This window comes from Chitinophaga lutea (genome assembly GCF_003813775.1).
Classification (GTDB): Bacteria; Bacteroidota; Bacteroidia; order Chitinophagales; family Chitinophagaceae; genus Chitinophaga; species Chitinophaga lutea.
Genome location: NZ_RPDH01000002.1, coordinates 748,591 through 773,953, shown reverse-complemented (window position 1 = coordinate 773,953; position 25,363 = coordinate 748,591). Strand labels below are relative to the sequence as shown.

Below are 25,363 nucleotides of genomic sequence, written 5' to 3'. Positions count from 1 at the left end.
TCGTTTTCTTCGGCGCCCACTTTCTGTTGTACTTTCTGTATAACACCCAGCCGATGATCGAGATGATCCACTTTGTCGCCTACAAAGCCTGCGTCGTTTTTTTCGTCGCCCACTTCCTGCTGTACTTCCGGTACAATACCCAGCCGATGATCGCGATGATCCACAACGGCCAGATCTGCAGAATGAACAGCGCGAGGCCCCTGAACACTTCCACGCCGGTGCGCAGCGCATTCACGGAGGCCGTGCCGAAGCCCGCCCTGGATAAGTGTTCCGGGTTGGCGATCACCTGCACGTCCGCCACTTCGGGCTGGAACAGTTGCACGGTGATGGTGCTGAACGCGGTGTTTTCGAGGATGCTGAGATTGTTGATCGCACGGTCTACATACTCATTGGTTTTGTTGTGCTGGTACTGCGTCACTTCCAGTTCCTTGTTCATTTTGGTGTGCGTGGTTTCCCGCGTTTCCTGCTGCTGTGCGAGCACTTCATTTTTCATCGCGTTGCGCTCGTACTCCAGCGAAACGTCCTGGTCTTTCAACCGCCGGTGCTCGATGAACGCCGCCATCGACGTGAGGGTGGTCACCACGGAATCGAGGTGTGCGGAGGGCACGCGCAACGTAAGACTGGCCACGGGTGTGTAGCGTTTCACCTGTTTGACCGAGTCAGCGGAGTAGGGAAGGGTGTGCTGCGCCAGCACTTCGTTTTCCAGCGTGCTTTCCGTTACCACGCCTTCAACGCCATACACCATTTTTTCAAGGGCGGCGGTGGCTTTGAACACGTCGGTGACGCGGCAACGCAGGTCCGCGGTTTTGATTCTTTTTCTGGCTTCGGATTGAAGGGGCGTAACTTCCTGCACGGTGGTCGCCTCCCGGTTGTATTGTTGCCCACAGGCAAAAAGGGTCACAAGGGGTATTGCTACCCAATAGATAGAAGGTCTGCGCATAAAGGTGGATTTCCTGTTTATACGCAACGCCCGTAAAAGGTAACCTTATCAAAATGTTAAAGTCCGAATTCCCGGGCCAGCAACCGGAAAGAATTGAAGCGGTGCTCCGCGTTTTCGGCGATGGTGCACAGCACGATTTCGTCCACATCATACGCCGCCGTCAGCCTTTCGATTTGTTGCCGCATCTGTTCCGGCGTGCCGCAGATCATCCGGCCGCGGTTGAAGTTGATGCGAAGCTGTTCGTCGGGCATGTATTCCATTTCCGCGATTTCTTCGTAAGAAGGCAGGGGCATGTCGCGGCCTCTTTCGATGTGGAGCAACCGGTAATCGAATTCCGCCTGCCACCTGAACACTTCATTTTCATCTTCATGGCAAAAGGCGAAAATGCCGAAGTTGGCCATGGGCTTTTTCAGTTGCGCGGAGGGTTTGAAATCCGCGCGGTATTGCGCTACGGTTTCCGGGCCGCCCTTCGGGTTGATGAAGTGGGCGAAAGACAGCGCCGTTCCGAAATGCGCGGCGATGTTGGCGCTGCCGCCGCTCGACGTGAGCAGCCAGATGGGCGGGATGGTTTCCGCCTGCGGCATGGCTTTCACTTTTTCGTAGATGCTGCCTTCGGGCGCATCGTCGGCCATAAAATGCTGCAGGTCCACGATCTGCTGGATAAAGTCTTTTTCGCTGAAGGTATTCTGCGGGTTCAGCAATCGTGCCGTCAACCGGTCGCCGCCGGGTGCGCGCCCCACGCCGAGGTCTATCCGGCCGGGCTGGAGGGCTTCCAGCATGCGGAAATTCTCCGCCACTTTCAGCGCGCTGTGATTGGGCAGCATGATGCCCGCCGCGCCCAGCCTGATGCGCTGCGTGTGTGCGCCGAGGTTAGCCAGCAGTACTTCCGGCGTGGAGCCGGCAATGCTCGTAATGTTATGATGTTCGGATACCCAGAAGCGGTAATATCCCAGTTGATCGGCGAGTTGTGCAAGGGCTTGTGTTTCCAGCAGGGCTTCCCGTGTGGTACTCCCCAGCCGTACGTGCGACTGGTCGAGTATGCTCAGTTTAATGTTTGTCATCCGCTACGCTTTTCCTCTTGAAAAATGAGGTATAAAGGTAAGGGATTTTAGTTCAGACTCTGGTGTTCAGCCGGGTTAAACGCCTTCTCCGTGAGCCCGAGCAGTACAATCGCCAGCACGCCCAGGATGATGAGCAGGGTGAGCTCCAGTTTGGAGCTGAGGGTAGAGCCGCTCACGATGCTTTTGGAATCGGTTTGCAGCAGCTTGCCTTCGCCGATCTGGATGCTGCTGAGGGCGTTCAGGTTGTTGATGGTGAGCTGGAACTCCCGCATCATGGCCAGCGTATCGCCGGCGGCGGCAGTGGCGCGGTACCGGGCAAGGTGATCTTTGAACGATACCCACTGTTTCTTTTCATCGGGTGTGAGGTACGTTCTTTCATAGACGGTAACGAGGCTGTCGATGGCCGCAGGATGCCCGTCGCTGCCCATCAGGCGCTGTTCGTACAGGTGGTTGGCTATACCGTAGAGGTAAGTGGCCGGCAGCAACCGGTCCTGGTAAATGGCGGAGATGGAATGGTCGAGCCGGTTGATGCTTTTCCGCTCCCGCAGGTTGTTGAGCAGCACCAGTACTATAATCACAATAAACAGACAACACACCTTGAACTTGGTCTTTATCCGGAAAAAGCTTTTCATGGCGGGGAATTTACTATAATATAGGGTTTTTACGGGAGAAACCGTTCATCAGCCTGTATTTTCAGCGGTATGGCCCATCCTGCAAACCGCTATGCGGATGAATGACAACGATGTAAACCTTCGTCCGGACTGTTTCTCCGGACGTAAACCCGTTACGCAACGATACGCCCCACCCGGGAGTTCAACGAAGCTTCAACGAAGGATGAACGAACCTCCAACGAACGATCAACTCCGGGGTATTCCTTCGTTACTCCTCCAGGGAAGCTTCGTTCATCCTTCGTTGAAGGCCGACTTTGCGGAATGACGGGGCGGACATGCACCCGGTCAACTGGGCGTTCCAGTTTAAATATTCAGCCAGTACACGAGCTTCACCACCAATGCCCGGTTCTTGACATAAAAAGGCTCGGGCAGGTAGTTGTCTGTATACACGATGAACAGGTCGGAGGCGGGCCTGTAACGCCACTGAAAACGGGTGTTCAGGTTCATGTTCTTCATCTGTTCGTTGTACTGCATGAACCCGGTGAAAAAAAGCGTGTTGGTCATGGTCACGTCGAGCCGGGGGCCTACCAGCCAGAAGTCGTTGCGGCCCCAGGGCTGTGGCAGATCCAGTTTGTTGTAGTTGGCGCTGAGGGCGATGCTCACGAAAGGCTGAAAACGGTACCCGAATTCGCCGGTAAACGTCAGCCGCTTCCCGTCTGCATAATAACCACCGTACCGCGCGCTGAGCGAATAAGTGAACAAACTCTGCGGTTTGGAAACATAGTCTGCGCCCACCGTGTTCCAGTTGTGCTGCGTACCGGCGGCCAGGCTGTCTTTCCGGATGTTCACAGGGTCGAAAGGCTGCAGCAGCTTGATGTAGGTATTGGAGCCCCAGAGCGTCAGCGTGTTCCGGTTCCTGAACACGAGGCCGTAGGAGGTCAGCAGTTCGTTATCCGTCCGCCGCATTTTTTCGTCGAAGAAGCTGGTGGAGGTGATCTGCGGGCCGTGGCTCAGCACCGGCCCGTTTTTCGGGAAAAAGAGGCGGGTGATCTGCGGCACCAGTTTGATGTAGCCGGTACGCGGCACGTAGCCCACTTCGGCGGTATAGTTTTTCCCGACGTATTCGTGCTGCCAGCTGATGTTCCACTGGCGGCTGGTGTATTGCAGGTTGGCGGCGTGGGCCCAGTCGGCGCCGGATTTACCCGGACTGAACGACTTCAGCATCATGGCCTTGCCGGTCCAGAAGTTATTGGCGGAGGCAAGGTTGTATTCCAGGCCGAAGTTGCGGTTATAGCGGGAATACACCGGCGCGCCGGGCGCGGCCTTATCGGGATTGTAATTGATCGATTCCTTGTTGATGGCGAGGAACCCCACGTTCGAGCGCGCGAACACCCTGCGTTGCAACGCGGCTACGGTGAAGTTCTGGGCCGGCAGCGACGTGGCGGACTGGCTGCCGGTTTGCATGTTCATCACCCCCAGCCGCCAGTCTTTATTCAGTTTACCGCTTAACCTCGCACCGAAATGAATGGGCACGCCCAGGCCTATACGCCGCGAAAAGAAAGGGCGGATGCCGGCGTAGCCGAAGTTGGTGAACTGGTCGCCGTTTTCGAGGAAAAACTGGCGCCGCTCGGGGAAAAACAGCTCGAAACGGTCGAGGTTGGTCACCTGTTTATCCACGTCCACCTGCGAAAAATCGGGATTCACCGTCAGGTCGAGATTGAGGGACGAGGTAACGGCGATCTTGGCGTCGAGCCCGGCGTCTCCGCGCCACTTTTCCGGCTTGCCGCTTTGGTAGTCTTTGTTGATGCCACCCAGCAGGTAAGGAATCAGCGAGATGTTGGCGCCGGGGTCGGGCGGCGGCACATCCCACACCAGTACGCCGGTATAGGCCAGCGATGCGGACGGGAACTGCCGCGGCACGGGCGCCCAGCTGCTTTTTTCGGTGGTTTTGAGATCGTTGCGGCCGAAGTTGATGCCCCACTGCGTAATCCCTTTTTTGTACCGGATGGATTTAAAAGGGATGACGGCTTCGAACACCCATTTGTCGGGATAGTTCTTCACCACGGAATGCCATTTGTTGTCCCAGCTGAGATCCACCTTGCCGCCGTCGTACATCAGCCCGTCCCACTGCGCGCCGGCGGCATTGGCGCCGAAGGAGAAACCGTTGGTCTGGTCGTCGAAGGGATCCATAAACAGGAGGAAGTTGTCGTTTTTGAGGAAGGCGAAGTCGCGGCGGAGGGATTCCACCATGTACGGGCCCGGCGCACCGTTGAAGTTTTCCACCAGCAGGTAGATGTTCTGCTGGTCGTACGCCATCCGCACGTCGGTGCGTACTTTGGCGAAACTCGTGTCCATGGGCAGGATCATGAAAAAGTCGGAGGCCGCTTCCGCATCGCGCCAGGCCTGCTCATCGGCAACGCCGTCGATTTTGATGGGGGAGCTGGCCTTTCGGATGTGAAGCTGGTAAGCGCCGTTCTTTTTCTGGGCCTGCAGCTGGAGGCAGCACAGGCAGATGAGTAAACATGGAATGAGTCGCACAGTCGTTAGTTTCCGGGTGAAGCGTACAAAATATAAAAAAAAGACCGCCCGTGCAATAAAAAACGGGCGCCTGTACAGGCGCCCGCATCGACTGATAACCTTAAAAACAACTAGATCGCTTGTGTATAGATGGATTTCACTTTGTAAACTTTCGAAAAGTCGTCGTACCACACCAGTTCCTGGTCGTGGCGGAACTGCAGGTCGAGCAACTGGTGGAAACGGTCATTGTCCGGGAACGCTCTTTTCAGGTTCGCGATGGTGAGCGGCTGCAGTTCGCTGCCGGGCGCCGCACTGAAAAAATACTGCGTTTCGGAAATACGGCCTTTGCCTTTGGAGGTTTCCACAACGCGGCTGTAAATCGGGAAGTGGGCGGCGTCCATCACTTTATAGGAATGGTTGCCGATGATGCGGTAATCCTGGTTTCCCTGGCGGTAGCCGTACACGTCTTTTTTGTCGAGCAGCAGCGTCCGGTTGCCGTCGTTCACTTTCACTTTGCCATAACGGAAAGGAATGTGGGCATTCACGTCGTTGTAGCTTAATTTTTTACTGGCGAAATCGGCTGCGGTGAGGTATACGCCGTTTTGGGCAAACGCCGCAGTGCTGAACAGGCCCATACCAACTACGGATAGTGAGAGGATTAATCTTTTCATCGCTTTTCGTTTTGGTGTAGGGCAAATTTACTGAATCCCGTGGGGCTGGGGATGATATTTATCATGAACGCCGCCCGCCCGTTTAACTTTAACAATTCTTTAGGCAGGGGCTACGGGGAGGGGCATATGCAATTTTAACTAATATTGCATCCTTACCCTAAAAACAGCGTTTTTTATGAAGTACTTACTGTTATCTGCTGCCGTTTTGTGCGCTTCGGGCGCCGCCGCACAGGCCCCTGCGGTGTTCAATGCCGGCCTCGAATCCGCCACTGTTTTCAGGGTGGGCGCGGAACTGACCCACAAGGCCCGGGTAACCCTGCCCAAAGGCACCAGCCAGGTGGTGATCAACAACGTCGCCAATGCGCTGGACGAAAACAGCGTACAGATCGCTACCGGACCGGGCATCACCATCATGTCCGCGACCTTTGCGCGCAACTTTCTGAACAATGAGGCCAAAAGCCCGGCGTACCTGAAGCTGGAAGACAGCCTGAAGGCCGCGCAGCGGGACCTGACCAGAACACGGAACCTGCGTACCTCGGAAGAAGGGACGATGGCGCTGCTCGATAAAAACCAGGAACTCAAAAGCGGCACGGCCGGCACCTCCGTGTCGGAACTGATGAAGCTGGCCGAATATTATAAAAACAAACAGGTGGAACTGAAAAACAGCGTGGCGCTGCTGCTGGAAAAAGAAGCCGGGCAGCAGAAGCAGGTCGACCGCCTGGCGCAGCAGCTCAAGGAACTGGCCGATAACCCGGATGCTTCCGGTGGACAGCTGCTTCTGCAGGTGCTGGCGAACAATGCGGTAACGACCGACTTTGCCATCAATTACCTCACGCCGAACGCGCACTGGACGGTTTATTACGACCTCCGTGCAGACAATGCCGCCGACCCGCTGAAGATCGTGTACAAGGCCAATGTGATGCAGGGCACGGGCATCGACTGGAAGAAAGTAAAGCTCACCCTGTCTACCGGCAATCCTTCCCAGAACGGCACCGCGCCGGTGATGTCCGCCTGGTTCCTGCGTTACGCGCTGCCGGTGCAGATGGCGATGGCCAAACGCCAGGCTTACCAGAACACCATCCAGAGCCTGGAAAGCCGCGCCCCCATGATGGCGCCCCCGCCGCCGCCAGTGGCTGCCGATGCGGCGGGCGGAGTGGATGCGTACACCACCCAGAACGAAAACCAGCTGAGCGCTACGTTCGACATCGATATCCCGTACGACATCGCGTCCAACAACAAACAGCACAGCGTAACGCTGAAGGAATTCACCCAACCCGCGAAATACAAATATTACGCAGTGCCCAAACTCGATCCCGATGCGTTTCTCATGGCGGAGATCACGGAGTATGAAAGGCTGAACCTGCTGCCGGGTGAGGCGAACATCATCTTCGAAAACATGTACGCCGGCAAATCGTACATCGACCCGAACGCCACCGGCGACACCCTCAACCTGAGCGTGGGCCGCGATAAAAAGGTGATCGTAAAACGGGAAAAAATCACCGACGTGGCGGGTGTGAAATTCTTCGGCAACCAGAAGCGCCAGGTGTTCACTTACGAAATACGGGTGCGGAACGCCAAAAAAGAAGCGATCAATATGCTGCTCAAAGACCAGTACCCGATCTCCACCGACAAAAACATGGAAGTGGAACTGCTGGAGTCGTCCGATGCCGCGGTGAACACCGAAAACGGCGTACTGACCTGGAAACTGAGCATTGCGCCCGGCGAAACGAAAAAAGTGCGGCTGAGTTATTCGGTGAAGTATCCGAAGGATAAGGTGATTGCGAACCTGTAAACATCTTTCCCCGTTGCCTGAAAAGAAGGGCCGGGAAATGCTGCTATAATAATGAAAGGCCGTGCCGCAAGGTGCGGCCTTTTTTATACGCCGTTTATGGGTCATGGCAGTGAGCCCTGACAATCCTTTACGGCTCGTCGGCATACCACGTTCTGTGTATGAACAAGCCGTCAAATATCCCTATTTTGCCTGTATGAAATTGTTGATACGTCCCGAAAAGGCGGCGGATAAAGCCGCCGTGTACGCTCTCCACGCCGCTGCTTTTGAGCAGGAGAACGAAAGCAGGCTGGTAGACCTGCTGCGGGAAAGTGAGCATTACATCCCGGAGCTTTCGCTGGTAGCGGAGCTGAACGGTGATATCGTAGGACATATCCTGTTCACGAAACTGAAAATTGCGGCGGATAACGGCCAGGTGTTCGGCAGTCTCGCCCTCGCACCGATGGCCGCGCTGCCGGTACTGCAATATTCCGGCATCGGCAGCCAGCTGATGCACGACGGGTTAAAGGCCGCAAAGGAACTGGGATATGGCTCGGTGATCGTGCTCGGCCATGCGCAATACTACCCGAAATTCGGTTTCGCGCCGGCCTCCCGGTGGGGCATCACAACCGCCTACGAGGTGCCGGACGAGAATTTTATGGCGCTGGAACTGCAGCCCGGTGCACTGGAGGGCGTTTCCGGCAGGGTGATCTACCCGGCCGGGTTCGACCAGGTGTAACGTCAATTACCTTTTACTTCCAGGCAGATCAGCCGGCCGTCCATCGAAGAGGCGATCACTGTGGTGGCATTGACCGGCTGCACGGTATTGACAAGACAATTGGAAAATTTATGCTGCCATACCCGGCTGCCGTCTTTGGCGGACAGTGCGGTCACCACTCCGGATTGCCCGGCGATGTACACGATGCCGTTTAGTTCGTTGATGGGCGAAGGGCAGATTTCATAGCCCAGCTCCAGCGGCGATTTCCACAGCAACTCCCTTTGTCCGCTGCGGGCGTTCAGCGCAATCACGCGGCCCTGCATGGTTTTGGCATAGATGCGGCTGCTGTCCGCCGAAATGCCCATCGATTCCCGCACATTGTTCGCCGTGTCCTGCACGCGCCAGATCTCGCGGCCGCTGTCGGTATCGAGCACCGTCATGTACCGGTCGGGGCTGACGAGGAACGCCTTGCCGTCCGCCGCTACCGGCCAGCAGGCCGCCGGGGAGAACATCCGGCTGGAGGCGCCGTTGGTCCAGCGCCAGCTGAGAGCGCCGGTATTGGCATCCAGCGCATAAAAATAATTGCCCCAGGAGCCGAAATATATTTTGTCGCGATACACCATGGGCCGTGTTTCCACGAAACCTTTCACGCTGTCGAAATCCCACCGGAGGCGGCCGGTGGGAATGTCCCAGGCCCTGCAATGCCCGTCGGACCCGGCCACGATGGCGGCGCCGTTGTACAGGGTGGCAGACGATACCATGGCTTTGCCGGTAGGCTGCTTCCAGGCCAGGCGGCCGTTACGCGTTTGCAGGCAGTACACGTAGCCGTCGGTGGAAGGCACTACCACATATTGCCCGTGCACTAACGGCGTGGCATATATTTTCCCGCCGGTGGCGAACGTCCATTGTTTTTTGCCGGTAGACAGCTGCACCGCGCTGATGCCGCCATTGGTGTTGGTATAGATCACCTGGTTGCCGTTAACGGCCACGGCGCTGCCCATATCACCGGCTTCCTGCACCATCCACTTCACCTTCACCTGCGGGAAGGTATCGTTCACGGCGTAGGAGGGGCGCGGCGGATTTTTCATCCAGGCATGGCCCTGCTGCGCTACACGGTGCCAGGCGGGCAACGTGCGGACGCCGGGCCGGCGTTCGTTGAAGTAGATAGAATCCGCCGTCAGCGACACGATGTTGTACCCGCCGATGTCCGCTTTCGCGCGCAGGTTGGAGCGGCACATCACACCGGGTTTACCTTCCCAGTTATAAGCTTTGTTCGCATGGCCGTGCCCGCAGAGCATCACTTTCACGTCGCGGCCGCGCAGGCGGTCGAGCACATCGAACCAGTTGTTCAGTCCTTCGTCCTGCGGGTAGTGGTTCACATAGATCACCGGCAATTGTCTGTACTGCGGTTTTTTCAGCTGTTCGTCGAGCCACACGAGGTTTTCGCGCGGCACCTGCCCGGGGCCCATCCGCATGTTGGGGCCGCAGTTGGTGCCGATGAACCAGTATCCTTTGTGCACAAAGCTGAAGGTTTCGTCGCCGAAGACGGTACGGAACGAATTGCAGCCGCTTTCGGACCATTTGGTGTCGTGGTTGCCGGGAATGATGTACCAGGGTTTCTGCAGCCGGCTGATGATGCTTTTGGCCAGTTGTAGTTCCTGGTCGGTGCCGAACTCGGTCACATCGCCGGAGAAAATCACGAAGTCGAGCTGCGGCTGGTTGTTGAGATCGGCAACCGTGCGTTCGAGGTCTTCCTGGCCCGTCTGCACGCCTACGTGCGTGTCGGTGACCAGGGCGAAGCGGAATAGGGTGTCCTGCGCCGCGGCCAGTACCGGCAGGCAGCAAAAAAGCAGACAGTGGAGTAAAGTGCGCATAGTTTATTTGTAATCTTCCCTCACGGGGGCGAATGAATCGATCAGCCTGCACGCCGTAACGGCATAGCCGCCATGCGGCGTGTGGGGCGGTATCACCACCACATCGTGCGCCTGCAGCGTATGTTTGACGCCGTTCAGTTCCATTTCCAGCGTGCCGGACAGTACATAGGTCATCTGTTCGTGCGGGTGCTGGTGCACCGGCAGTACCGTGCCGGCTTCCGCTTCCCAGTAAGCCAGCGTATGCTGTTCGCCATGGATAAAACGGCCGGTCATGCCCGGTACGGTCTGCCTCGACGGCAACTCCTGGAAAGATATCGGTGTTGTATTACTCATCTCTTTAACGGTTACTTTGTTTGATCATCATGGCGTTGGCCACCCACTGGTAAATGAATAAGGCCACCATGTACACGCCCGTGTACGCATTGAACAGCGTGCCGCTGATGAAGGCCGTGGCGATCGCCGCCACGCCGATCAGCGCCATCCCGATCGTGTAGGCCACCAGTACCGCCGCGCGGCGCTCCGGCAGCAGCATGGTGCCCAGCGGTATCATCATGGTAAGGCCGAAGAAAAACACGGCCTGCCAGGGCTCCGACTGCGTCGCCAGCCATGCGGCGCCACCGGTGAGGGCGATCAGCACGCTGATGCCGACGAAGTTCGACGACAGCCGGGCTTTGCCGTCGAGGAGGTGTTTGCCGTATCTGTTCAGCCGCAGGAAAAGGTTGCTCACCGGCGTGATGATCCAGGTGGAGAAGGCAAATACCAGCAACAGTATCAACACGGGGAAGGCGAACGGTTCGGCTGAAGGATAGGATGCAATAACCGACCGTAATCCTCTGATTGCCAGGTATAAACCGATTAGTACGCCCCATTGGTATTTGGCGGTGAGGTTGCCCAGCCAGAAGTTGAATTTCATGAAAATGCGGTACAGGAAATACCGCGCTTTCAGGGCTTCGAGCATGCCTGATTGCGCCAGCTCCATGTTCGGATCGATGCGCAGCGCCTCACTGAAATGATGCAGCGCTTCCCTGGCCGAGCCTTTTTCGAGGAGGCCCCAGCCGTGGTTGGCATGGGTGAACGCGTTCTGCGGGTCGTGACGGAAGGCGCCCTCGATGGTATCGAAAGATTCTTCCTTGCGGCCCTGTTTCAGCAAGGCCATGCTGCGGGCATTGAGGGCCATGATGTTTTCGGGGTCCACTTCCAGGGCGGATTCCGCCAGTTCCTGCGCTTTGGCGAACTGCTTGCGGTCCATCTTCACCAATGCGTACATGGCGAAATAATCCGCCTCCAGCGGGTCGAGGGCGATGGCCTGTTCGAGGTCCTGTTCGATGCCTTCGTAAGGCTCCTGGTTGTGCATGCGGATGCGGGCGCGCTGGTAGTACAGGTGCCCGAAATCCGGGCGCAGCCCCATGGCGGTGTGCACCAGTTTCATCGCTTTTTCGTGCTGATCCATGATGATCAGCGCATCCACATAAAACGCCATCACTTCTACGTCATCGGGCCGCTCTGTCATCAGCCGGCCCAGTATCGCTTCGGCCTCCTTGTATTTATGCTGGCGCAAAAGCAGCGCGGCGCGTTGCAGCATCGGGTCCATCTATTTCTTGATTTTCAGGTAATGAAGGATGTCGTCGTACAAACCGGCATCGTTGGCGTACAGGGCGAAGTTTTTGGCGATGGCGAACCATTCCCGGGTGCTTGCCTTGTGCTTTTTGGCGGCGTTCACCAGGTCTTTCGTCCTGATCGGTTGCGGCACGCCTTCCTTGAGGGCGGCTTCAAGTTTTTCTTCAATGGCGATGTCGATCACCGCTTCGATATCCGCACCGGAGAACTCCGGCGTAATTTTACTAAGCTGCTCAAAATCAATATTTTCCGTTGGGCGGTCTTTTAATTTACTTTGGAACATGGCCGTTCTGGCCGGCTGGTCCGGCGGGGGCACGAATATCATACGGTCGAAGCGCCCGGGCCGGCGGAAAGCCGGGTCGAGGTGCCAGGGAAGATTGGTGGCGCCGAGGATGAGGATGCCGGTGTTGTCGTTTTCCACCCCGTCGAGCTCCTGCAAAAACTGGTTGATGAGATTGCGGCCGGCGCTTTGTTTCATATCGCTGCGGCTGGCGCCCAGGGCGTCGATCTCGTCAAAAAACAGTACACAGGGCGTATGCTGGCGGGCGTATTCGAATATGCCGTGCAGGTTCTTTTCGCTGTTGCCCATCCACATATCCAGTATCTCGCTCAGCCCCACGTTGATGAAAGGCGCGTTCACCTGGCCGGCCGTAGCCCTGGCGATCATGGTTTTACCGCATCCGGGAGGACCGTACAGCAGAATGCTGCCGCCGGTTTTTTTGCCGTAGGCTTTATAGAGCTCCGGGTGTTTGAGCGGTTGTATGATTTTGAAGTCGATTTCCTTTTTCACCTGCTCCATTCCGCTCACATGCGAAAAATCCACACCGGGCTTTTGCATGAAGTAGGAGATTTCTTCTTCGTCCGCTTCTTCGGCGGGGCCGGCCTGTCCTCTCACACGCAGCTTGCCGTCGAGCTCCTCGTCGGTGAAGCCGGGCTGCAGCTGCAGGATGTGCTGGTAGGTTTCCCGGGCATTGTCCCAGGCGTTTTCGCGCAGCGACGAGCGGGTGTAGAGCACCAGCACGTCGAGATTGTCAGGGTCCTGGCGGAGCACGTCTTCGAGTATCACGTTGCAGGTGGCGTAGGCCGCCTTTTTGAAATATACATGAGCGAGACCGGCGAGGGCTTTTACCTGTTGTTCCCTGGCCAGTACTTCCCTGAATTCTTTTTCCGCTTCTTCCAGCCGGTCGAGGTGCAGCAGTGTTTCCGCAAGGTGAAGGCGCAAAGGCACGTTATCCGGCGAGAACCGGAGGGCTTCCCTTAAGCTGTCGATTGTACTTTGTGTCATATCTGTGCCTAAGATAGAGAATAAAATTATTCCGGTTGCGGGAAACAGGGGCGGGAATGATGGGCGGCAAGGCTGTTTTGGAGTGGCATTTTCCGGCTACGTGATGATTTCATCCGGGTAGCCCCTCAGCCGGCAGGTGCGATGCCCCAAAAACTTTCTTCCCGGCAGCTGTAAGTTTTTTACATTTCGTGCAACTAACGTTTCCGTATGCATGAATCGGAATTTTTACAGCTGATCGACCGGCACCAGGGTATCATCTACAAGATATGCCGCCTGTACCGCGATTCGAAGGAAGACCGGGAAGACCTGTTTCAGGAAATCGTTTACCAGCTGTGGAAGTCGCTGCCGGGTTTTTCCGGGCAGGCGGCGTTCACCACCTGGATGTACCGGGTGGCGCTCACCACGGCCATTGCGGCCTACCGCAAAAAACAGCCCCGCATTGTGTACCCGGAGGTACTGCCGGAACAAAGCGCGGGCCCGCCGGACAACCTGGGGCCCGAGGTGCTGATGCTGGCGCTGAAACGGCTGAACGACGGGGAAAAGGCGCTCATTGCCCTGTATCTCGAAGACCTCAGTTACCGTGAAATCGCGGAGATCACCGGCATCAGCGAAAACAACGTAGGTGTCAAACTCAATCGTATCAAACAAAAAATTGCCAAATTATGGATCCATTAAAATCAGCCTGGCAGGCGATGTCGGCTACTCCCAAAAAGCAGGAAGAGCTGAAGGGAATGCTGCTCGAAGGCCGGCACCCGGTGCTCAGACAATTGCGCAGGCAGGTAGTGATCGAGGTGTCGCTTTTTACGGCTTTCCTGCTGATGTATTACAGCATATTCGATGGCGACAGAAAGCCGGTGCTGTTCAATGTATTGCTGGTGGTGGGCGTGCTGTTCGTCATCGGGCACAGCATATTCGGGTATTTCAATAGCCGTCGGGCTATCCGTACGGGTAACCTTCGGGAAGCGCTGAACGTCCGCCTGAAGGAATTAAAAACCTATGCCTGGATGTCCGTCCTGTTCCGGAGCGTCAGCACTGTCTTTATTCTGCTGTACTTCAGCATGGGTATCGGCGTTAGTGATTTCACGATGGAAAAGCAGGTGATCTTGCTGGGTGCGATATTGATCCTGGTCATTCAGTTGGGCGTGAAGACCAATATGTGGCTGCGGCGCATCCGGCGGCTGGGCAGGGTTGCCGGAGAACTGGGAGGAGATTGACAGATGCGACCCGGCGGCGGCTCAATAGTGCGAACAGGGACGAGTATTTGCATTCGATATTGCTGCGGCGCCCGCAAGGGCGCCGTAATGCTTTTTAGCTGCCGTCGGCAGGTACCGCGGCCATCAACACGTTTGGCTGATAGCAGCGGCCCATCCCTAAATCAGCAGGATATCGATCCGGTGCGCAATGATCAGCTGCCGGGGCTTGGACCAGGAGAACACGGTGAAATACCCGTCCTGTGAAGCTACCAGCGCCAGCGCGTCTTTCTGGTCGTGTACGAACTGGGCGGCAGACAAATGCCGGGTGCCGCCGATGCGGGAAGGGTGGAGCAGGGCAGGGCTGCCGCCGATCACCGGTTCCGTCAGCAATACTTCTTCCACGGCGGTGGAGTTGAACGAGCGGGTGATTTTGGCGCCGAAAGCCAGCAGTTCGTGCTGGTTGTTGATGATGGTGGCGCCGTCTACCGCGGTGAGGCCGGTGATGTTGTCGACTTCGCGGCGAAGGGCGTTCTGCCAGTATATTTCGCTGACGATATTGCTGTCTTTGCGGATGAGATCGGCCACTCCCGAAAACACCGGAGAAACGAGGTACTGCATCGGGTGGATGATGGATTCCTTCCATCCGTCGCCGCCCGCCGGCACTACCAGCAGGATGCCGCCCCGCCGGTGCGCGCGCATCGACACGGCGATCTGTATCAGCACATTCACGGGATGATTCCATAAAGGAGAGGCATTGATGCCCAGCAGCGATGTCAGGATGCCGGGGCAGTCCATGTTCACACCGATGGTTTCGTCCACCACCTTCACCTGGTCGCCCCGCAGCACCGCCACATTGGTGAATTTTCCCAACCCCGCCGCACGGCGGTGTTTGACTACCAGCAGCCCCGGTTCGGATACGTCCAGCACAAAACAGAAATTGGGCAGTTTGATGGTGGTGCCCCAGATGTACAATCCTTCCTCATCGTACCAGATACCCACGTGCACGCCCGCCCGCTCCACACCGGGCGCCAGTTTGGTAAGCGCTTTGGGCGACAGCGGGATGCGGTATTCGAACAGCAGCGGTTTCCCCGCCTGCGACGGATGTAAAAAAGCCATGGAGATACGCGTGGGCAATCCTTCTTCACGCCGCAGGCTCGCCCAGAAAGCCACATCGATCATCAATTCGATGTGCAGCTTTCCCGGGGCCGTCGCCAGTTCTTCTTCTCCCTGTTCACGGGCGGATTCGAGATGCCGCAGGAAATGCGCCTCGATGTCGCCCGATACTTTCTGTGCTGCCTGATAGGTAGATGCGTTCGTCCACTCCATAAATTTTATTTCGCTGGTATATTTTTTAAATCGTAATGGAGGTGCTTCCCATGATATACAGGATATTCATTCAAGTACCATTTGTATGTAAGGGCTGCAGATGAAATACTCATTTGAGTATTATTTGCGACAGCCTGCAAAAAAACGGCAGGAAAGCCTTCCATCGCGAATTTATACTTTTTAAAATCATAACCCGAATTCAGGGAAAGATGTTTTATCTTGTCCGTACGCCCTGCACGACGGATCATGAAAAAAGTTTTATGCGCGTTCATCTGCATCCTGCTCCTTTCCGGAACCGCGACCGCCCAGGTGCAGCAGCCATACATTCTGAATGGCGCTGCCACTCAGCGGACGTGTAACTGTTATGTGCTCACCCAGGACGTGCAGAACGCCAGCGGCACCGTCTGGAACAAAAACAAGATCGACCTCACCCAATCCTTTAATTATGTATTCGACGTCAACCTCGGTTGTAAAGACGGATCGGGGGCAGACGGCATCGGGTTCATCCTGCAAACCAAAGGCACCAATCTGGGTGCAACGGGGCAGGGGCTGGGCTTTGCCGGTATATCGCCATCGCTGGGCATCCTGATCGATACCTACCAGAACAGCAGCGAGAGTGATCCGCCCTATGACCATCTTGCCATTCAGATGAACGGCATTTCCGATCACAGCAAACCTGAAAACCTCGCCGGGCCCGTTACGGTTACCGCCAGCAGCGAGAATATCGAAGACTGCACCTGGCACCTCTTCCGCGTCAAATGGGACGCGGTCACCCAAACACTGGAAGTAAGCGTGGACGGGGAGTTACGGTTGTCCGTCACAAAAGATCTGGTGAACGACATCTTCGGCGGCGACCCGTTGGTATACTGGGGGTTTGCCGGTTCTACCGGCGGCTCGTCCAACGTGCAGCAGTTCTGTGCGGCATTGCGGCCCGACTATGCGTTCGACGGCGGGCAAGTGCTGTGCGACGGCACGCCGGTGAAGTTCCTCGACAATTCCAGTTCATTCGGCACCATCACCCGCCGCCGCTGGGACCTGGGCGACGGCACCATTTTTACCGGCATCCAGCCGCCGCCGCACCTGTATGCCGCGCCGGGGATATACGATGTAAAACTGGTGATAGAAGATAACAGCGGCTGTATTTCCGATACCCTCAAAAGCAGCGTCACCATCGGTTCCTACCCGGAGGCCGATTTCAGCCCGGACAAACTGTGCCTGGGCGAGCCGCTGCAAATGAAAGACGGCTCCAAACTGGCGGTGGGCACACTCGAAACCTGGAAATGGAACTGGGGCAACGGGCAAACCGGCAGCGGCCAGCAGCCCATAGCGCCGTATACAACGCCCGGTACCTACCAGGTAGAACTGGAAGTGGTGAGCAAGGAAGGTTGCGGCGATAAGGTGAGCAAACCCGTGAACGTCTTTACCACGCCGGTGATCAGCGCCACGGCGAAAAACGTGTGCATCGGCGAGCCAGTTGAATTCAAAGGAACGAACGAAACGCCGACAGTCAACATGGGGCAGTGGTATTGGACGTTCGAGGCCAATGATACCCTGCGCAATCAGAACGTGTCATATACTTATACCGCCGGCGGCAAACACACCGCGAAACTCCATGCAGTAAGCAGCGATGGCTGCGTGGCCACAGCAGTCCCGGTTACGGCCGCTGTGGTAGACCTGCAATTGTTTGCCGGCCGCGATACGGTGATCGCGCGCAATCAGCCGTTACAGCTGAACGCCACCGCCACCGGGGAAGACCTGTATTACACATGGACGCCTTCCACCGGCCTCAGCGACCTGCACATTCCCAATCCGCAGGCCATCCTGCAGAAAGACCAGCAGTACCACCTGGTGGTGACTTCACCGGAAGGCTGCCGCGATGAAGACGACCTGGCCGTTAAAGTGTACGAGGGCCCGGAGTTTTATGTGCCCAACGCCTTTACTCCCAATAACGACGGCGTGAACGACCGCTTCAGGGTGAACGCGCCGGGCGTGCCGCAACTGGAATTTTTCAGGATATGGGATCGCTGGGGTCAGGAAATATTCAGCGCCCGTTCGCTGGAACAGTATTGGGATGGCACGCTCAAAGGCCGGCCGGCGGATGCGGGCACCTATGTGTGGATGGTGCAGGGCGTGGATTACAAAGGCCGGCGCTTTTCCCGGAAGGGAACGGTAACGCTTATACGTTAACGCCGTCCGTACATCTGCGGGGAATTTCAGGACCTTATTCACCATTTTCTTCAATGGTACACCCTGCTGGCATTGACTTTTTACCGCTACATTTGAACATGCTTACGCTCAAAAAAGTGCATCATATCGCCATCATCTGCAGCCACTACGAAACCTCGAAACGGTTCTACACGGAAGTGCTGGGATTTAAGATCGTCAGGGAAGTATACCGGCAGGAACGGGATTCCTACAAGCTCGACCTGGCATTGCAGGATAATTACATCATAGAACTGTTCTCCTTTCCCCATCCGCCGCCGCGCCCCAGCCGCCCGGAAGCCTGTGGCCTGCGCCATCTTGCATTCGAGGTGGACGATGTGGAAGCGGCCGCGGCAGCGCTCCGGCAAAAGGATGTCATCACCGAACCGGTGCGCATCGACGAGTTTACCGGCAGGAAATTCACGTTCTTCAGCGACCCGGACGGGCTGCCGCTGGAGTTGTACGAAAGGTGAGCTGGAATACACGCCTGCAACCGATCGGTCATTCATGCGCTTCAACCACCGGCGTTGTATCAAAGGTGAACGGGAACTTCATGTCAGCAACGGGCATTGCCAGGCCAATTACATGCCTGAACCACGGGAAGGGTAGCGTAAAACGGGTGGGTTTACTGGTAACAGGTGCCGTCCCTTCAGGCTGCGTTGGAAATTCCTCAAAGCGTCAGCGAAGGATGTTTCCACGGCTGGCGGTAGGGCCGCTTCAGCAAGGCAGTCGCTTCCTGGTCGCCCACGATGATCCGCTGTGCCGGATCGTAGACCAGCGGACGGCCCGTTTGCATCGACAGGTTGGCGATGATACAGCTGGCGGTTGAAATGTGCCCTTCTTCAATATCTGCTACAGGCCTGGCATTGGCGCCGATCGCCGCAAGGAAGTCGAGCATATGCAGGCGCGTGGCGGGTGCGGCGTTGAGCTCTATGCGGGGCTCGTTCACATCTTCGGGGTACTTTTCTTTTTCGTACACCACATCCTTATGGATCTTTTCTCCCTGGCCCTGCGGAACAAAATCGTAGCGCATGGTGCTGGCCATGAGGGTGCCTTTGTCGCCGAAGATCTTGAAGGCCCAGGGATAATCCGGGTCAACGGGCGTGCCCCAGGTGCGGTGCTGCCACACGCAGTTGAGCCCGTCGTATTCGAAGATGGCGGTTTGCGTGTCCGCTATATTGGATTTGCCTTCTTTCTGCACATAAATGCCGCCGGTGGAGCTGATGCGCTTAGGCCAGCCCAGCTGCAGCATCCAGCGCACGGTGTCGAGCATGTGGATGCACATGTCGCCCATGATGCCGTTGCCGTATTCGGAAAACGTGCGCCACCAGCGGGTGTGCGGCAATCCGTCGTAAGGCCGCAGGGGAGCGGGCCCTGTCCACATTTCATAATCCAGGAAGTCCGGCACGGCCTGTACCGGCGGGTTGCCGTTGGCGCGCATGTGATAATAGCAGCACATTTCCACGTGCGATACCTTGCCCAGCAGGCCCGCATCCACGATGTTCTTTTTCGCGTCGATGAGGTGGGGCGTGCTTTTGCGCTGCGTGCCTACCTGCACCACCCGCTTGTATTTACGCGCTGCCGCTACCATGGCTTCCCCTTCCAGCACATCCACACTGATCGGTTTCTGCACATATACGTGCGCGCCCGCTTTCATGGCTTCGATGGCCTGGAGGGCATGCCAGTGGTCGGGGCTGCCGATCAGCACAATGTCGAGCTGGTTTTCCGCCAGCATCTTGCGATAGTCGCCGTAGAGCTTCGGTATTTTGCGGGAGGGCTGGCGCTGGCTCACCATGTTGCCGGCTTCCGTCAGCATGTTTTTGTCCACGTCGCAGAGGGCGATCACCTCCACCGGCGCTACCTGTATGAGCCGGAACAGGTCGCTTTTGCCGTACCAGCCGGCGCCGATCAGCCCTACACGGTAAGGTTTGGCGGGATGGACAAGCGCGAGCGCATCGGCGCCCAAAGCAGATAAAACAAGGGAAGCGGTGGCGCCTTTCAGAAAGTGGCGGCGGTTGATGTTGAACTGTGTCATGACATGGAATTGGTTCCCTAAAATACAAATCAAAAATCAATGTTTCACCTGAAAAAAAGACCGCCCCCGTTGTCTGGAAAAGACTGGGGGCGGTGACGTTAGCGCTCATGTATCAATCATTCAGGTATTTTATCCAGCGGGGGCCTGTTGGCTTCATAACCGACATATCCTTTGTTCTGGTTGATGACGCCGTACGAATTGGCCTGTATCGATCTGGTGGGCACCGGCCACAGTACGTGGAAGGGGCTCATCGTGTATTTGTCGCCGTGATTGGTCACAATGCCTTCACGGTAGAAGTTGTTTTTTTCTTTCACGCGGTCGTAAAAGAAGTTGTTGTCCGAAAAGTTCTCGAGCGTGTACACTTTGCCGTTGTACGCCGGTTTGCCGGTGCGGGCGAAAATGTAGGCGATGCGGGTCAGCTCGGTTTTACGCGGTTCTTCGAAAAACAGTTCCCGTGCGCGCTCGTCGAGAATGGTGCCGATATTTACATCGCCAGCGGTGATGGGCGCGCATTGTGCGCGCTGCCGCACCTGGTTGACGTCTGCCGCGGCAAGACCCATCTCGCCTTTCCAGTAATACGCCTCGGCCCGGAGCAGGTATGTTTCGGCGAGGCGGAACATATACCAGTCGGTGTGGCCGCCCTGCATGGGCGAGTTTTCGGTGTCCGGCACGAAGATCTTGTAGTGCGGCCAGCCGTACCAGCAGCGGATGGTATCGGTGCACAACAGGCCGCCGCTGTTGTTTTTCAGCTGGAGCGGCTTGAGATAATAAGGGTCGTTGTTCTTTTTCAGGTTCGGCTCATTGTACAGCAGCTCTTCCATGGTCATCCAGTTGCCTTTGGCATGCCGGAGGTCGTTGGGGTCGGTCCAGATTTCGTACTGGCTGTAATTGCTGGGCCTGCACCGCCCGATGCCGCGGCCGTAGAGGTTCGATTGCACGAACTCGGGGTTCACGTTATCGTTGGTGCCTTTTACACCGGAAGGGGTGTTGATGTTGGAGCCCCAGTACGGCACGGCCTGGCGCATGATGCGCATCCCGGTTTCATAACCGCCGTCGCCGAACCGGTCGATGATCATGAACACACCTTCTTTATTTTCACCGAGCGATTTGTTCTCGGGCCGGTGCAAATCCCAGATCACGTTCTTTTTGGTGGCGCCGAACGGCTGTTTCATCAGGGCGTAAGGGCCGCTGTTGATCAGTGCGGTAGAGGAAGCGATGGCTTCGTCGAATTTGCCCAGCGCCAGGTTCACCTTGGTGAGCAGGTGCAGCACGGCGCCTTTGGTCACTTCGCCCCGGCTTACGTTGTCGGACACCCAGTTTTTGGCGGAATCGAGATCCTTTTTGATGTATTCCAGTATCACGTCGCGTTTGGTGCTGTAGAATTCCAGTTGCGGTTCGTTTATTTCTTTCATGATGGCCGGTACGTCGCCGAACTGGTGCGTGAGCCGGTAGTAGCGCAGCGCGCGGTGGAAATAAGCGGACCCGAGGATGGCATTGCGTTCCGCAGGGGATGCGTACGTTGCGTCGTCGATACGCTGTATCACCGTGTTGGCGTATTTGATGCCCTTGTAGCCCTCGCTCCAGTAATAATAGATACGGGCGCGGTCGGCGCTGTTTTCGTTCGCGCCGTCGGGCGTGATGAGCAGGTTCAGATCCTGCGGCGGGCCTGATTTATCGGTCACGCCGTCTACGATCACCTCGGAAAAAAGCATCTCGGTGAGGATCGGCGGATTGTCGCCGTAGTACTCCAGCCGCGCGTTGCGGGCGCATGCCACAAGGGCGGCGCGCATGGAAGCGGGATCGGTGTAGGTCAGATCGGGTACGTAGAAAGATAAAGGTTCGGGCTTCAGCCAGTCCTTGTTACAGGCGGATGCTCCGCATATGGTCACTGCCAGCAGGGCAGATTTGAATATCAATTTCATAACAGCATCAGTTTTGACGATTAGAACGTAACATTTAAGCCCAGGGAATAATTCCGCGCCGGCGGGTTATTGGCCGTGTAGGCGTACTCGGCGTCCCAGAAATGCCAGTCGGGCTGGTACATGGCCACATTGCTCACGTTGCCGTACAGTTTGAACGACTCGATGCCGAAGCGTTCGAGCAGTTTCCGCGGCACGGTGTAAGCCAGCGCCACGGTGCTCAGGCGCACGAACGAAGCTTTGCGGTACACGTTGAAGGCAATGCTGCCGTTGTTGGAAAACAGCCGGGCATGGTCGTTGATCGGGTTCTCGGGCGTCCAGTAAGGCGTGATGTAAGAGTTCTGACGGTCGATGAAACCGGAGTTGTTTTTGGCGACGTTGTAAATCTCTTTCTGTCCCCAGGCGGAGTAGAGCATGAACGAGAGCTCGAAGTTGCGGTACGAGAAGTCGTTGCGCAGCGTCCAGCGGAAGCGGGGAGAACGGTAGCCCTGGAATATCTTGTCTTTATCCGAAAACTTGCCGTCGCCATCGGTATCCTGGAGTTTGAAGTCGCCCGGCTTCACGCCGAATTTGGCGGCTTCGGCGGCTTCGCTCTGCTGCCAGATGCCGAGGATCTTCATGTCCCAGATCTCATCCATATCGTGCCCGATAAAGAGGCGGTTAGCCACATCGTCGCGCTCCTCGCGGCCGATCACCTTGCCGTCGGCATCCTTGATGTCTACAGGGCCGTACAGGTGGTTGATCTTGTTGCGGTTGAGGGTGAAGTTGAAGCCGGTGCGCCACTGGAAGCCGCTTTTGGTTTCCACGTTCACGCTGTTGAGGGTGATCTCGACGCCCTTGTTCTGTATCTCGCCGAGGTTGTCCATCACGTTCGTGAAACCGGTCACATCGGGGATGGTGCGGAGGATCAGGAGGTCTTTGGTGATTTTGTTATACACCTCGATGGAGCCGCTCAAACGGTCGCGCAGCGCCGAGAAGTCGAGGCCGAGGTTGTAGGAATTGGCTTTTTCCCATTTGAGGTTGGGGTTGGCCATCCTGTTTACGTACAGTTGCGATACCAGCACCACGGTGCCGTTGGGCATTACGTACTGGTACTTGCCCGTGCTGAGGTCGGAGAGGGCCAGGTATCGGCCGATGTCGCGGTTGCCGTTCACGCCGTAAGAAGCGCGCAGCTTACCGAAGTTGAGCCAGGGCAGGTTCACGAAACTTTCTTTGGTAAACACCCAGCCGAGGCCGATGGCCGGAAAGCTGGCGCGCGGGTTGCGCTGCCCGAACGCGGAGTAGCCGTCGCGGCGGATGGAGGCGGTGAGCAGGTATTTCTGCCGGAAACCATAGTTCAAACGGGCCATCAGCGCGTCGCCGGTGCTGATGGAGTCGAAGCTGGAGATCACGGGTTTGATGCCGGAGCCGATGTTGTGCCAGCTCAGGTTATCGTTCGGGTCGAAACCTTCGTTTTCCATCTGGTTGCGCCACGACTGGAACTTCTCCGCATTCATCAGCAGTGTTACATCGAAGTCGTGATCGCCGAAGGTTTTGTTCCAGCGCAGCAGGTTATCGATCTGCCAGTTGTAGGTGTTCATCTCCCTTCTCACGGCATACCCCTTGCGGGCCGCATACCGGAAGTCTTTCGCGGAGTTGGCGTTGAAATAACGCTCGAACTCGAAGTTGGGCGTAAAGTTCACCTGGTAAGAGAAACCCGCCGGCAGGTCGCCTTTCAGGTACAGTGAGCCGAAGAGGGTATTGTATTTCTGGAGGCGGTTGGTGTAGGCGTTGTTGAGAAAAGGGTTGGTGTTGTTGCCCACGTCGTCGTTCGGGCTGTCGCGCAGCGTCACGCCGTCGTCTTTGTATTTTTCTCCCCAGGGCGAGGCGTTCACCATCTGGCCCCAGTCCACCGGCACCTGGCTTTCATCCCTGTCCGCAAACTGCATGTTGACGCCTACCACGGCCCATTTGGCGGCCTTGGCCTCCACGTTGATGCGGGTCCGGAATGTCTTGAATTTATCGCCTACTATAAATCCTTCGTTGTTGACATAGCCGGCGCTGATGTAGTAGGAGATGTCTTCCTTCCGGCCGGAGATGCTCACGGTATAGTCCTGCCGCAGGCCGCTCTGCCACATCTGGCTGTACCAGTCGGTTTGTTTGCCCGCTTTGTAATTCCGCACTTCCACGGGGAATATTTTCAGGCGCGTCATCCAGATGTCGATCGGGTCGCCCTGTGAGTTGTCGTACGCCTTCCACTGGTCGATGGTGATGTTGGACGGCAGCGTGCGCGGGTCGTCGAAGCGGTAAGGCTGCGCACTGGCGTTGATGCTTTTCATCACATCGGTGCGCCAGCGCACGAAACCGGGCCCGTCGTACAGCGGCTGGTCCATCGCGAGGGTGGAAATGCCGGTGTTGGCGTTCAGGGTGATGGTGGGTTTGCTTTTGCTGCCTTTTTTAGTGGTGATGAGCACCACGCCTTTCGCCGATTTGGCGCCGTATACGGCGGCGGAGCTCGCGTCTTTCAATACGTCGATGGTCTGAATGTCGTTGGGGTTAATGTCGCTCAGCGCGCCGGGATAGATCACCCCGTCGAGCACGATCAGCGGGGAAGGATTGGCGTGAATGGACGAACGGCCGCGCACCACCAGGTCGCCGCCGCCTTTGGCGGAATTGCTGGTGCTCACGCTGAGGCCGGAAATATTGCCGCGCAGCGCATCCTGCACGCTGGCCGGATTTTCATTTTCAAGTTTGCTCACCTGCACCTGCGAAACGGCGCCGGTCACATCGCTTTTTTTCCGCGTACCGTAACCCACTACCACCAGTTGATCGAGCTCGGTGGCGTTCTCCCTGATGGTGATGGTCATCGGCCCCGAACCGGCTTTGACTTTCTGCGTCTGGTAACCGATAAAAGAAAAAGATAACGTGGCCCCGGGCGCTACATCGTTGAGCGTAAACGTTCCGTCCGCGCCGGTGGCGGTGCCTTTGTTGGTGCCTTCGATCACCACCGTTACGCCGGGTACGGGTTTGCCGCCCAGGTCAACGACGGTGCCGCTGACTTTGCGGTTCTGCGCCTGTGCCGCGGAACCCGCCAGGAGCATGAAGATCAGCGTAAAACAGGCCGTATACATCAACAGCAGCCTGTTCCTGATAAGAGTAGTCATTGTGAGATCAGTTTTACGATTGATAAATGGAATTTAAGCGCATAGCCCGGTCATTACCGGAAAAAAAGCCGTTGGCGGATCAGTTTTTACGATTCATCATTTTGAAATACAGCATTGATATGAGCGTGTGTCAGCCCGGGCCGGGCACAGGATGCCCGCAACCGGAAATAGTCGTCATTTGCAGAACAGTTTTACGGTTTGAGAATAGATTGCTACGTATGGATTGTGTTAAACAGCGGAAAGCATATCATTCATGCTCTCCGGATGAACGTGGTCATGCGGTGATTTTTTTCGATTTAGAAATGGTGAAACACTTGCGCTGTCTATATTTCACTGTTGCCCGGGTTCACGGCGCCGGTTTTTTTAAAGAATGGTTACGGTTAAAAAATGACGTGAAATTTATCGGGAGCAATATATGAATTGCAATCGATTTAAATAACTAAAATCCATTTACAACGTTTGAAATAGTTTTTGTAATATGAA

At 56.5% G+C, this 25,363-nt stretch carries 20 protein-coding genes; 6 read left to right on the top strand and 14 right to left on the bottom strand.

Features of this window, described 5'->3' with window-relative positions; translation table 11 throughout:
* Positions 1–79 precede the first annotated feature (79 nt).
* The 5 genes from EGT74_RS15440 to EGT74_RS15420 form a co-directional block, all read right to left on the bottom strand.
* The gene (locus EGT74_RS15440) at positions 80–940 is read right to left on the bottom strand and encodes a DUF4349 domain-containing protein (protein ID WP_123847482.1); all 861 of its coding nucleotides are present in this window, start codon (positions 938–940) and stop codon (positions 80–82) included.
* Between the two features lie 56 nt (positions 941–996).
* Positions 997–2,001, bottom strand: coding sequence for an LLM class flavin-dependent oxidoreductase (locus EGT74_RS15435; protein ID WP_123847481.1), 1,005 nt, complete (start codon positions 1,999–2,001; stop codon positions 997–999).
* 47 nt (positions 2,002–2,048) lie between these two features.
* Positions 2,049–2,633, bottom strand: a complete 585-nt coding sequence (locus EGT74_RS15430; RefSeq protein ID WP_123847480.1) for an MCP four helix bundle domain-containing protein — start codon at positions 2,631–2,633, stop codon at positions 2,049–2,051.
* A 342-nt stretch (positions 2,634–2,975) separates the two neighbouring features.
* Positions 2,976–5,150 (bottom strand): DUF5916 domain-containing protein, encoded by a 2,175-nt coding sequence (locus EGT74_RS15425; protein WP_123847479.1) that lies wholly within the window; start codon positions 5,148–5,150, stop codon positions 2,976–2,978.
* A gap of 110 nt (positions 5,151–5,260) precedes the next feature.
* Positions 5,261–5,800, bottom strand: coding sequence for a hypothetical protein (locus tag EGT74_RS15420; RefSeq protein ID WP_123847478.1), 540 nt, complete (start codon positions 5,798–5,800; stop codon positions 5,261–5,263).
* A 175-nt stretch (positions 5,801–5,975) separates the two neighbouring features.
* Here EGT74_RS15420 and EGT74_RS15415 point away from each other — a divergent pair, with 175 nt between their 5' ends.
* Positions 5,976–7,592 carry a DUF4139 domain-containing protein gene (locus tag EGT74_RS15415; RefSeq protein ID WP_123847477.1) on the top strand — a complete coding sequence of 539 codons (1,617 nt, stop codon included), beginning with the start codon at positions 5,976–5,978 and terminating at the stop codon, positions 7,590–7,592.
* A 193-nt stretch (positions 7,593–7,785) separates the two neighbouring features.
* Positions 7,786–8,307 (top strand): GNAT family N-acetyltransferase, encoded by a 522-nt coding sequence (locus tag EGT74_RS15410; RefSeq protein ID WP_123847476.1) that lies wholly within the window; start codon positions 7,786–7,788, stop codon positions 8,305–8,307.
* 2 nt (positions 8,308–8,309) lie between these two features.
* Here EGT74_RS15410 and EGT74_RS15405 read toward each other — a convergent pair whose 3' ends face one another.
* Genes EGT74_RS15405 through EGT74_RS15390 form a run of 4 tightly spaced genes read right to left on the bottom strand, consistent with a single transcriptional unit; the run spans position 8,310 to position 13,062 of the window.
* A complete protein-coding gene (locus EGT74_RS15405) occupies positions 8,310–10,160 on the bottom strand; it encodes an outer membrane protein assembly factor BamB family protein (protein WP_123847475.1) in 1,851 nt (616 codons plus the stop codon).
* 3 nt (positions 10,161–10,163) lie between these two features.
* Complete coding sequence (locus tag EGT74_RS15400; RefSeq protein ID WP_123847474.1) at positions 10,164–10,493, bottom strand: cupin domain-containing protein; 330 nt, start codon at positions 10,491–10,493, stop codon at positions 10,164–10,166.
* Between the two features lie 4 nt (positions 10,494–10,497).
* The gene (locus tag EGT74_RS15395; protein WP_123847473.1) at positions 10,498–11,751 is read right to left on the bottom strand and encodes a tetratricopeptide repeat protein; all 1,254 of its coding nucleotides are present in this window, start codon (positions 11,749–11,751) and stop codon (positions 10,498–10,500) included.
* Positions 11,752–13,062, bottom strand: a complete 1,311-nt coding sequence (locus tag EGT74_RS15390; RefSeq protein WP_123847472.1) for an ATP-binding protein — start codon at positions 13,060–13,062, stop codon at positions 11,752–11,754.
* A 207-nt stretch (positions 13,063–13,269) separates the two neighbouring features.
* On the opposite strand from EGT74_RS15390, the gene EGT74_RS15385 reads away from it, so the two are divergent.
* Both EGT74_RS15385 and EGT74_RS15380 read left to right on the top strand, forming a co-directional pair.
* Entirely contained in the window at positions 13,270–13,737 is a 468-nt protein-coding gene (locus EGT74_RS15385; protein ID WP_123847471.1) for an RNA polymerase sigma factor, read from the top strand.
* A complete protein-coding gene (locus tag EGT74_RS15380; RefSeq protein ID WP_123847470.1) occupies positions 13,725–14,276 on the top strand; it encodes a hypothetical protein in 552 nt (183 codons plus the stop codon). The genes EGT74_RS15385 and EGT74_RS15380 overlap by 13 nt, the downstream gene beginning before the upstream one ends.
* A gap of 156 nt (positions 14,277–14,432) precedes the next feature.
* On the opposite strand, the gene EGT74_RS15375 is transcribed toward EGT74_RS15380, so the two are convergent.
* Both EGT74_RS15375 and EGT74_RS15370 read right to left on the bottom strand, forming a co-directional pair.
* Entirely contained in the window at positions 14,433–15,581 is a 1,149-nt protein-coding gene (locus EGT74_RS15375) for a putative sensor domain DACNV-containing protein (RefSeq protein ID WP_123847469.1), read from the bottom strand.
* Between the two features lie 5 nt (positions 15,582–15,586).
* Entirely contained in the window at positions 15,587–15,829 is a 243-nt protein-coding gene (locus EGT74_RS15370; protein ID WP_123847468.1) for a hypothetical protein, read from the bottom strand.
* Here EGT74_RS15370 and EGT74_RS15365 point away from each other — a divergent pair.
* Together EGT74_RS15365 and gloA2 are read left to right on the top strand one after the other, a co-directional pair.
* The gene (locus EGT74_RS15365) at positions 15,828–17,768 is read left to right on the top strand and encodes a lectin-like domain-containing protein (protein ID WP_123847467.1); all 1,941 of its coding nucleotides are present in this window, start codon (positions 15,828–15,830) and stop codon (positions 17,766–17,768) included. The genes EGT74_RS15370 and EGT74_RS15365 overlap by 2 nt on opposite strands.
* A 98-nt stretch (positions 17,769–17,866) precedes the next feature.
* The gene (gene gloA2 / locus EGT74_RS15360; protein WP_123847466.1) at positions 17,867–18,256 is read left to right on the top strand and encodes an SMU1112c/YaeR family gloxylase I-like metalloprotein; all 390 of its coding nucleotides are present in this window, start codon (positions 17,867–17,869) and stop codon (positions 18,254–18,256) included.
* A gap of 197 nt (positions 18,257–18,453) precedes the next feature.
* Here the strand turns inward: gloA2 and EGT74_RS15355 are convergent, their stop codons facing one another.
* The 3 genes from EGT74_RS15355 to EGT74_RS15345 form a co-directional block, all read right to left on the bottom strand.
* Positions 18,454–19,818, bottom strand: a complete 1,365-nt coding sequence (locus EGT74_RS15355; protein ID WP_123847465.1) for a Gfo/Idh/MocA family oxidoreductase — start codon at positions 19,816–19,818, stop codon at positions 18,454–18,456.
* A gap of 116 nt (positions 19,819–19,934) precedes the next feature.
* On the bottom strand, positions 19,935–21,740 hold the full coding sequence (locus EGT74_RS15350; RefSeq protein WP_123847464.1) for a RagB/SusD family nutrient uptake outer membrane protein: 1,806 nt from the start codon (positions 21,738–21,740) through the stop codon (positions 19,935–19,937).
* A 20-nt stretch (positions 21,741–21,760) separates the two neighbouring features.
* On the bottom strand, positions 21,761–24,880 hold the full coding sequence (locus tag EGT74_RS15345) for a SusC/RagA family TonB-linked outer membrane protein (RefSeq protein WP_220392886.1): 3,120 nt from the start codon (positions 24,878–24,880) through the stop codon (positions 21,761–21,763).
* Between the last annotated feature and the right edge of the window lie 483 nt (positions 24,881–25,363).

Excerpts from the sequence above, each read along its gene's own strand:
- EGT74_RS15440 (WP_123847482.1), bottom strand. The coding sequence starts at position 940 with ATGCGCAGACCTTCTATCTATTGGGTAGCAATACCCCTTGTGACCCTT.
- EGT74_RS15435 (WP_123847481.1), bottom strand. The coding sequence starts at position 2,001 with ATGACAAACATTAAACTGAGCATACTCGACCAGTCGCACGTACGGCTG.
- EGT74_RS15430 (WP_123847480.1), bottom strand. The coding sequence starts at position 2,633 with ATGAAAAGCTTTTTCCGGATAAAGACCAAGTTCAAGGTGTGTTGTCTG.
- EGT74_RS15420 (WP_123847478.1), bottom strand. The coding sequence starts at position 5,800 with ATGAAAAGATTAATCCTCTCACTATCCGTAGTTGGTATGGGCCTGTTC.
- EGT74_RS15415 (WP_123847477.1), top strand. The coding sequence starts at position 5,976 with ATGAAGTACTTACTGTTATCTGCTGCCGTTTTGTGCGCTTCGGGCGCC.
- EGT74_RS15410 (WP_123847476.1), top strand. The coding sequence starts at position 7,786 with ATGAAATTGTTGATACGTCCCGAAAAGGCGGCGGATAAAGCCGCCGTG.
- EGT74_RS15405 (WP_123847475.1), bottom strand. The coding sequence starts at position 10,160 with ATGCGCACTTTACTCCACTGTCTGCTTTTTTGCTGCCTGCCGGTACTG.
- EGT74_RS15400 (WP_123847474.1), bottom strand. The coding sequence starts at position 10,493 with ATGAGTAATACAACACCGATATCTTTCCAGGAGTTGCCGTCGAGGCAG.
- EGT74_RS15395 (WP_123847473.1), bottom strand. The coding sequence starts at position 11,751 with ATGGACCCGATGCTGCAACGCGCCGCGCTGCTTTTGCGCCAGCATAAA.
- EGT74_RS15390 (WP_123847472.1), bottom strand. The coding sequence starts at position 13,062 with ATGACACAAAGTACAATCGACAGCTTAAGGGAAGCCCTCCGGTTCTCG.
- EGT74_RS15385 (WP_123847471.1), top strand. The coding sequence starts at position 13,270 with ATGCATGAATCGGAATTTTTACAGCTGATCGACCGGCACCAGGGTATC.
- EGT74_RS15380 (WP_123847470.1), top strand. The coding sequence starts at position 13,725 with ATGGATCCATTAAAATCAGCCTGGCAGGCGATGTCGGCTACTCCCAAA.
- EGT74_RS15375 (WP_123847469.1), bottom strand. The coding sequence starts at position 15,581 with ATGGAGTGGACGAACGCATCTACCTATCAGGCAGCACAGAAAGTATCG.
- EGT74_RS15365 (WP_123847467.1), top strand. The coding sequence starts at position 15,828 with ATGAAAAAAGTTTTATGCGCGTTCATCTGCATCCTGCTCCTTTCCGGA.
- EGT74_RS15370 (WP_123847468.1), bottom strand. The coding sequence starts at position 15,829 with ATGATCCGTCGTGCAGGGCGTACGGACAAGATAAAACATCTTTCCCTG.
- gloA2 (WP_123847466.1), top strand. The coding sequence starts at position 17,867 with ATGCTTACGCTCAAAAAAGTGCATCATATCGCCATCATCTGCAGCCAC.
- EGT74_RS15355 (WP_123847465.1), bottom strand. The coding sequence starts at position 19,818 with ATGACACAGTTCAACATCAACCGCCGCCACTTTCTGAAAGGCGCCACC.
- EGT74_RS15350 (WP_123847464.1), bottom strand. The coding sequence starts at position 21,740 with ATGAAATTGATATTCAAATCTGCCCTGCTGGCAGTGACCATATGCGGA.
- EGT74_RS15345 (WP_220392886.1), bottom strand. The coding sequence starts at position 24,880 with ATGACTACTCTTATCAGGAACAGGCTGCTGTTGATGTATACGGCCTGT.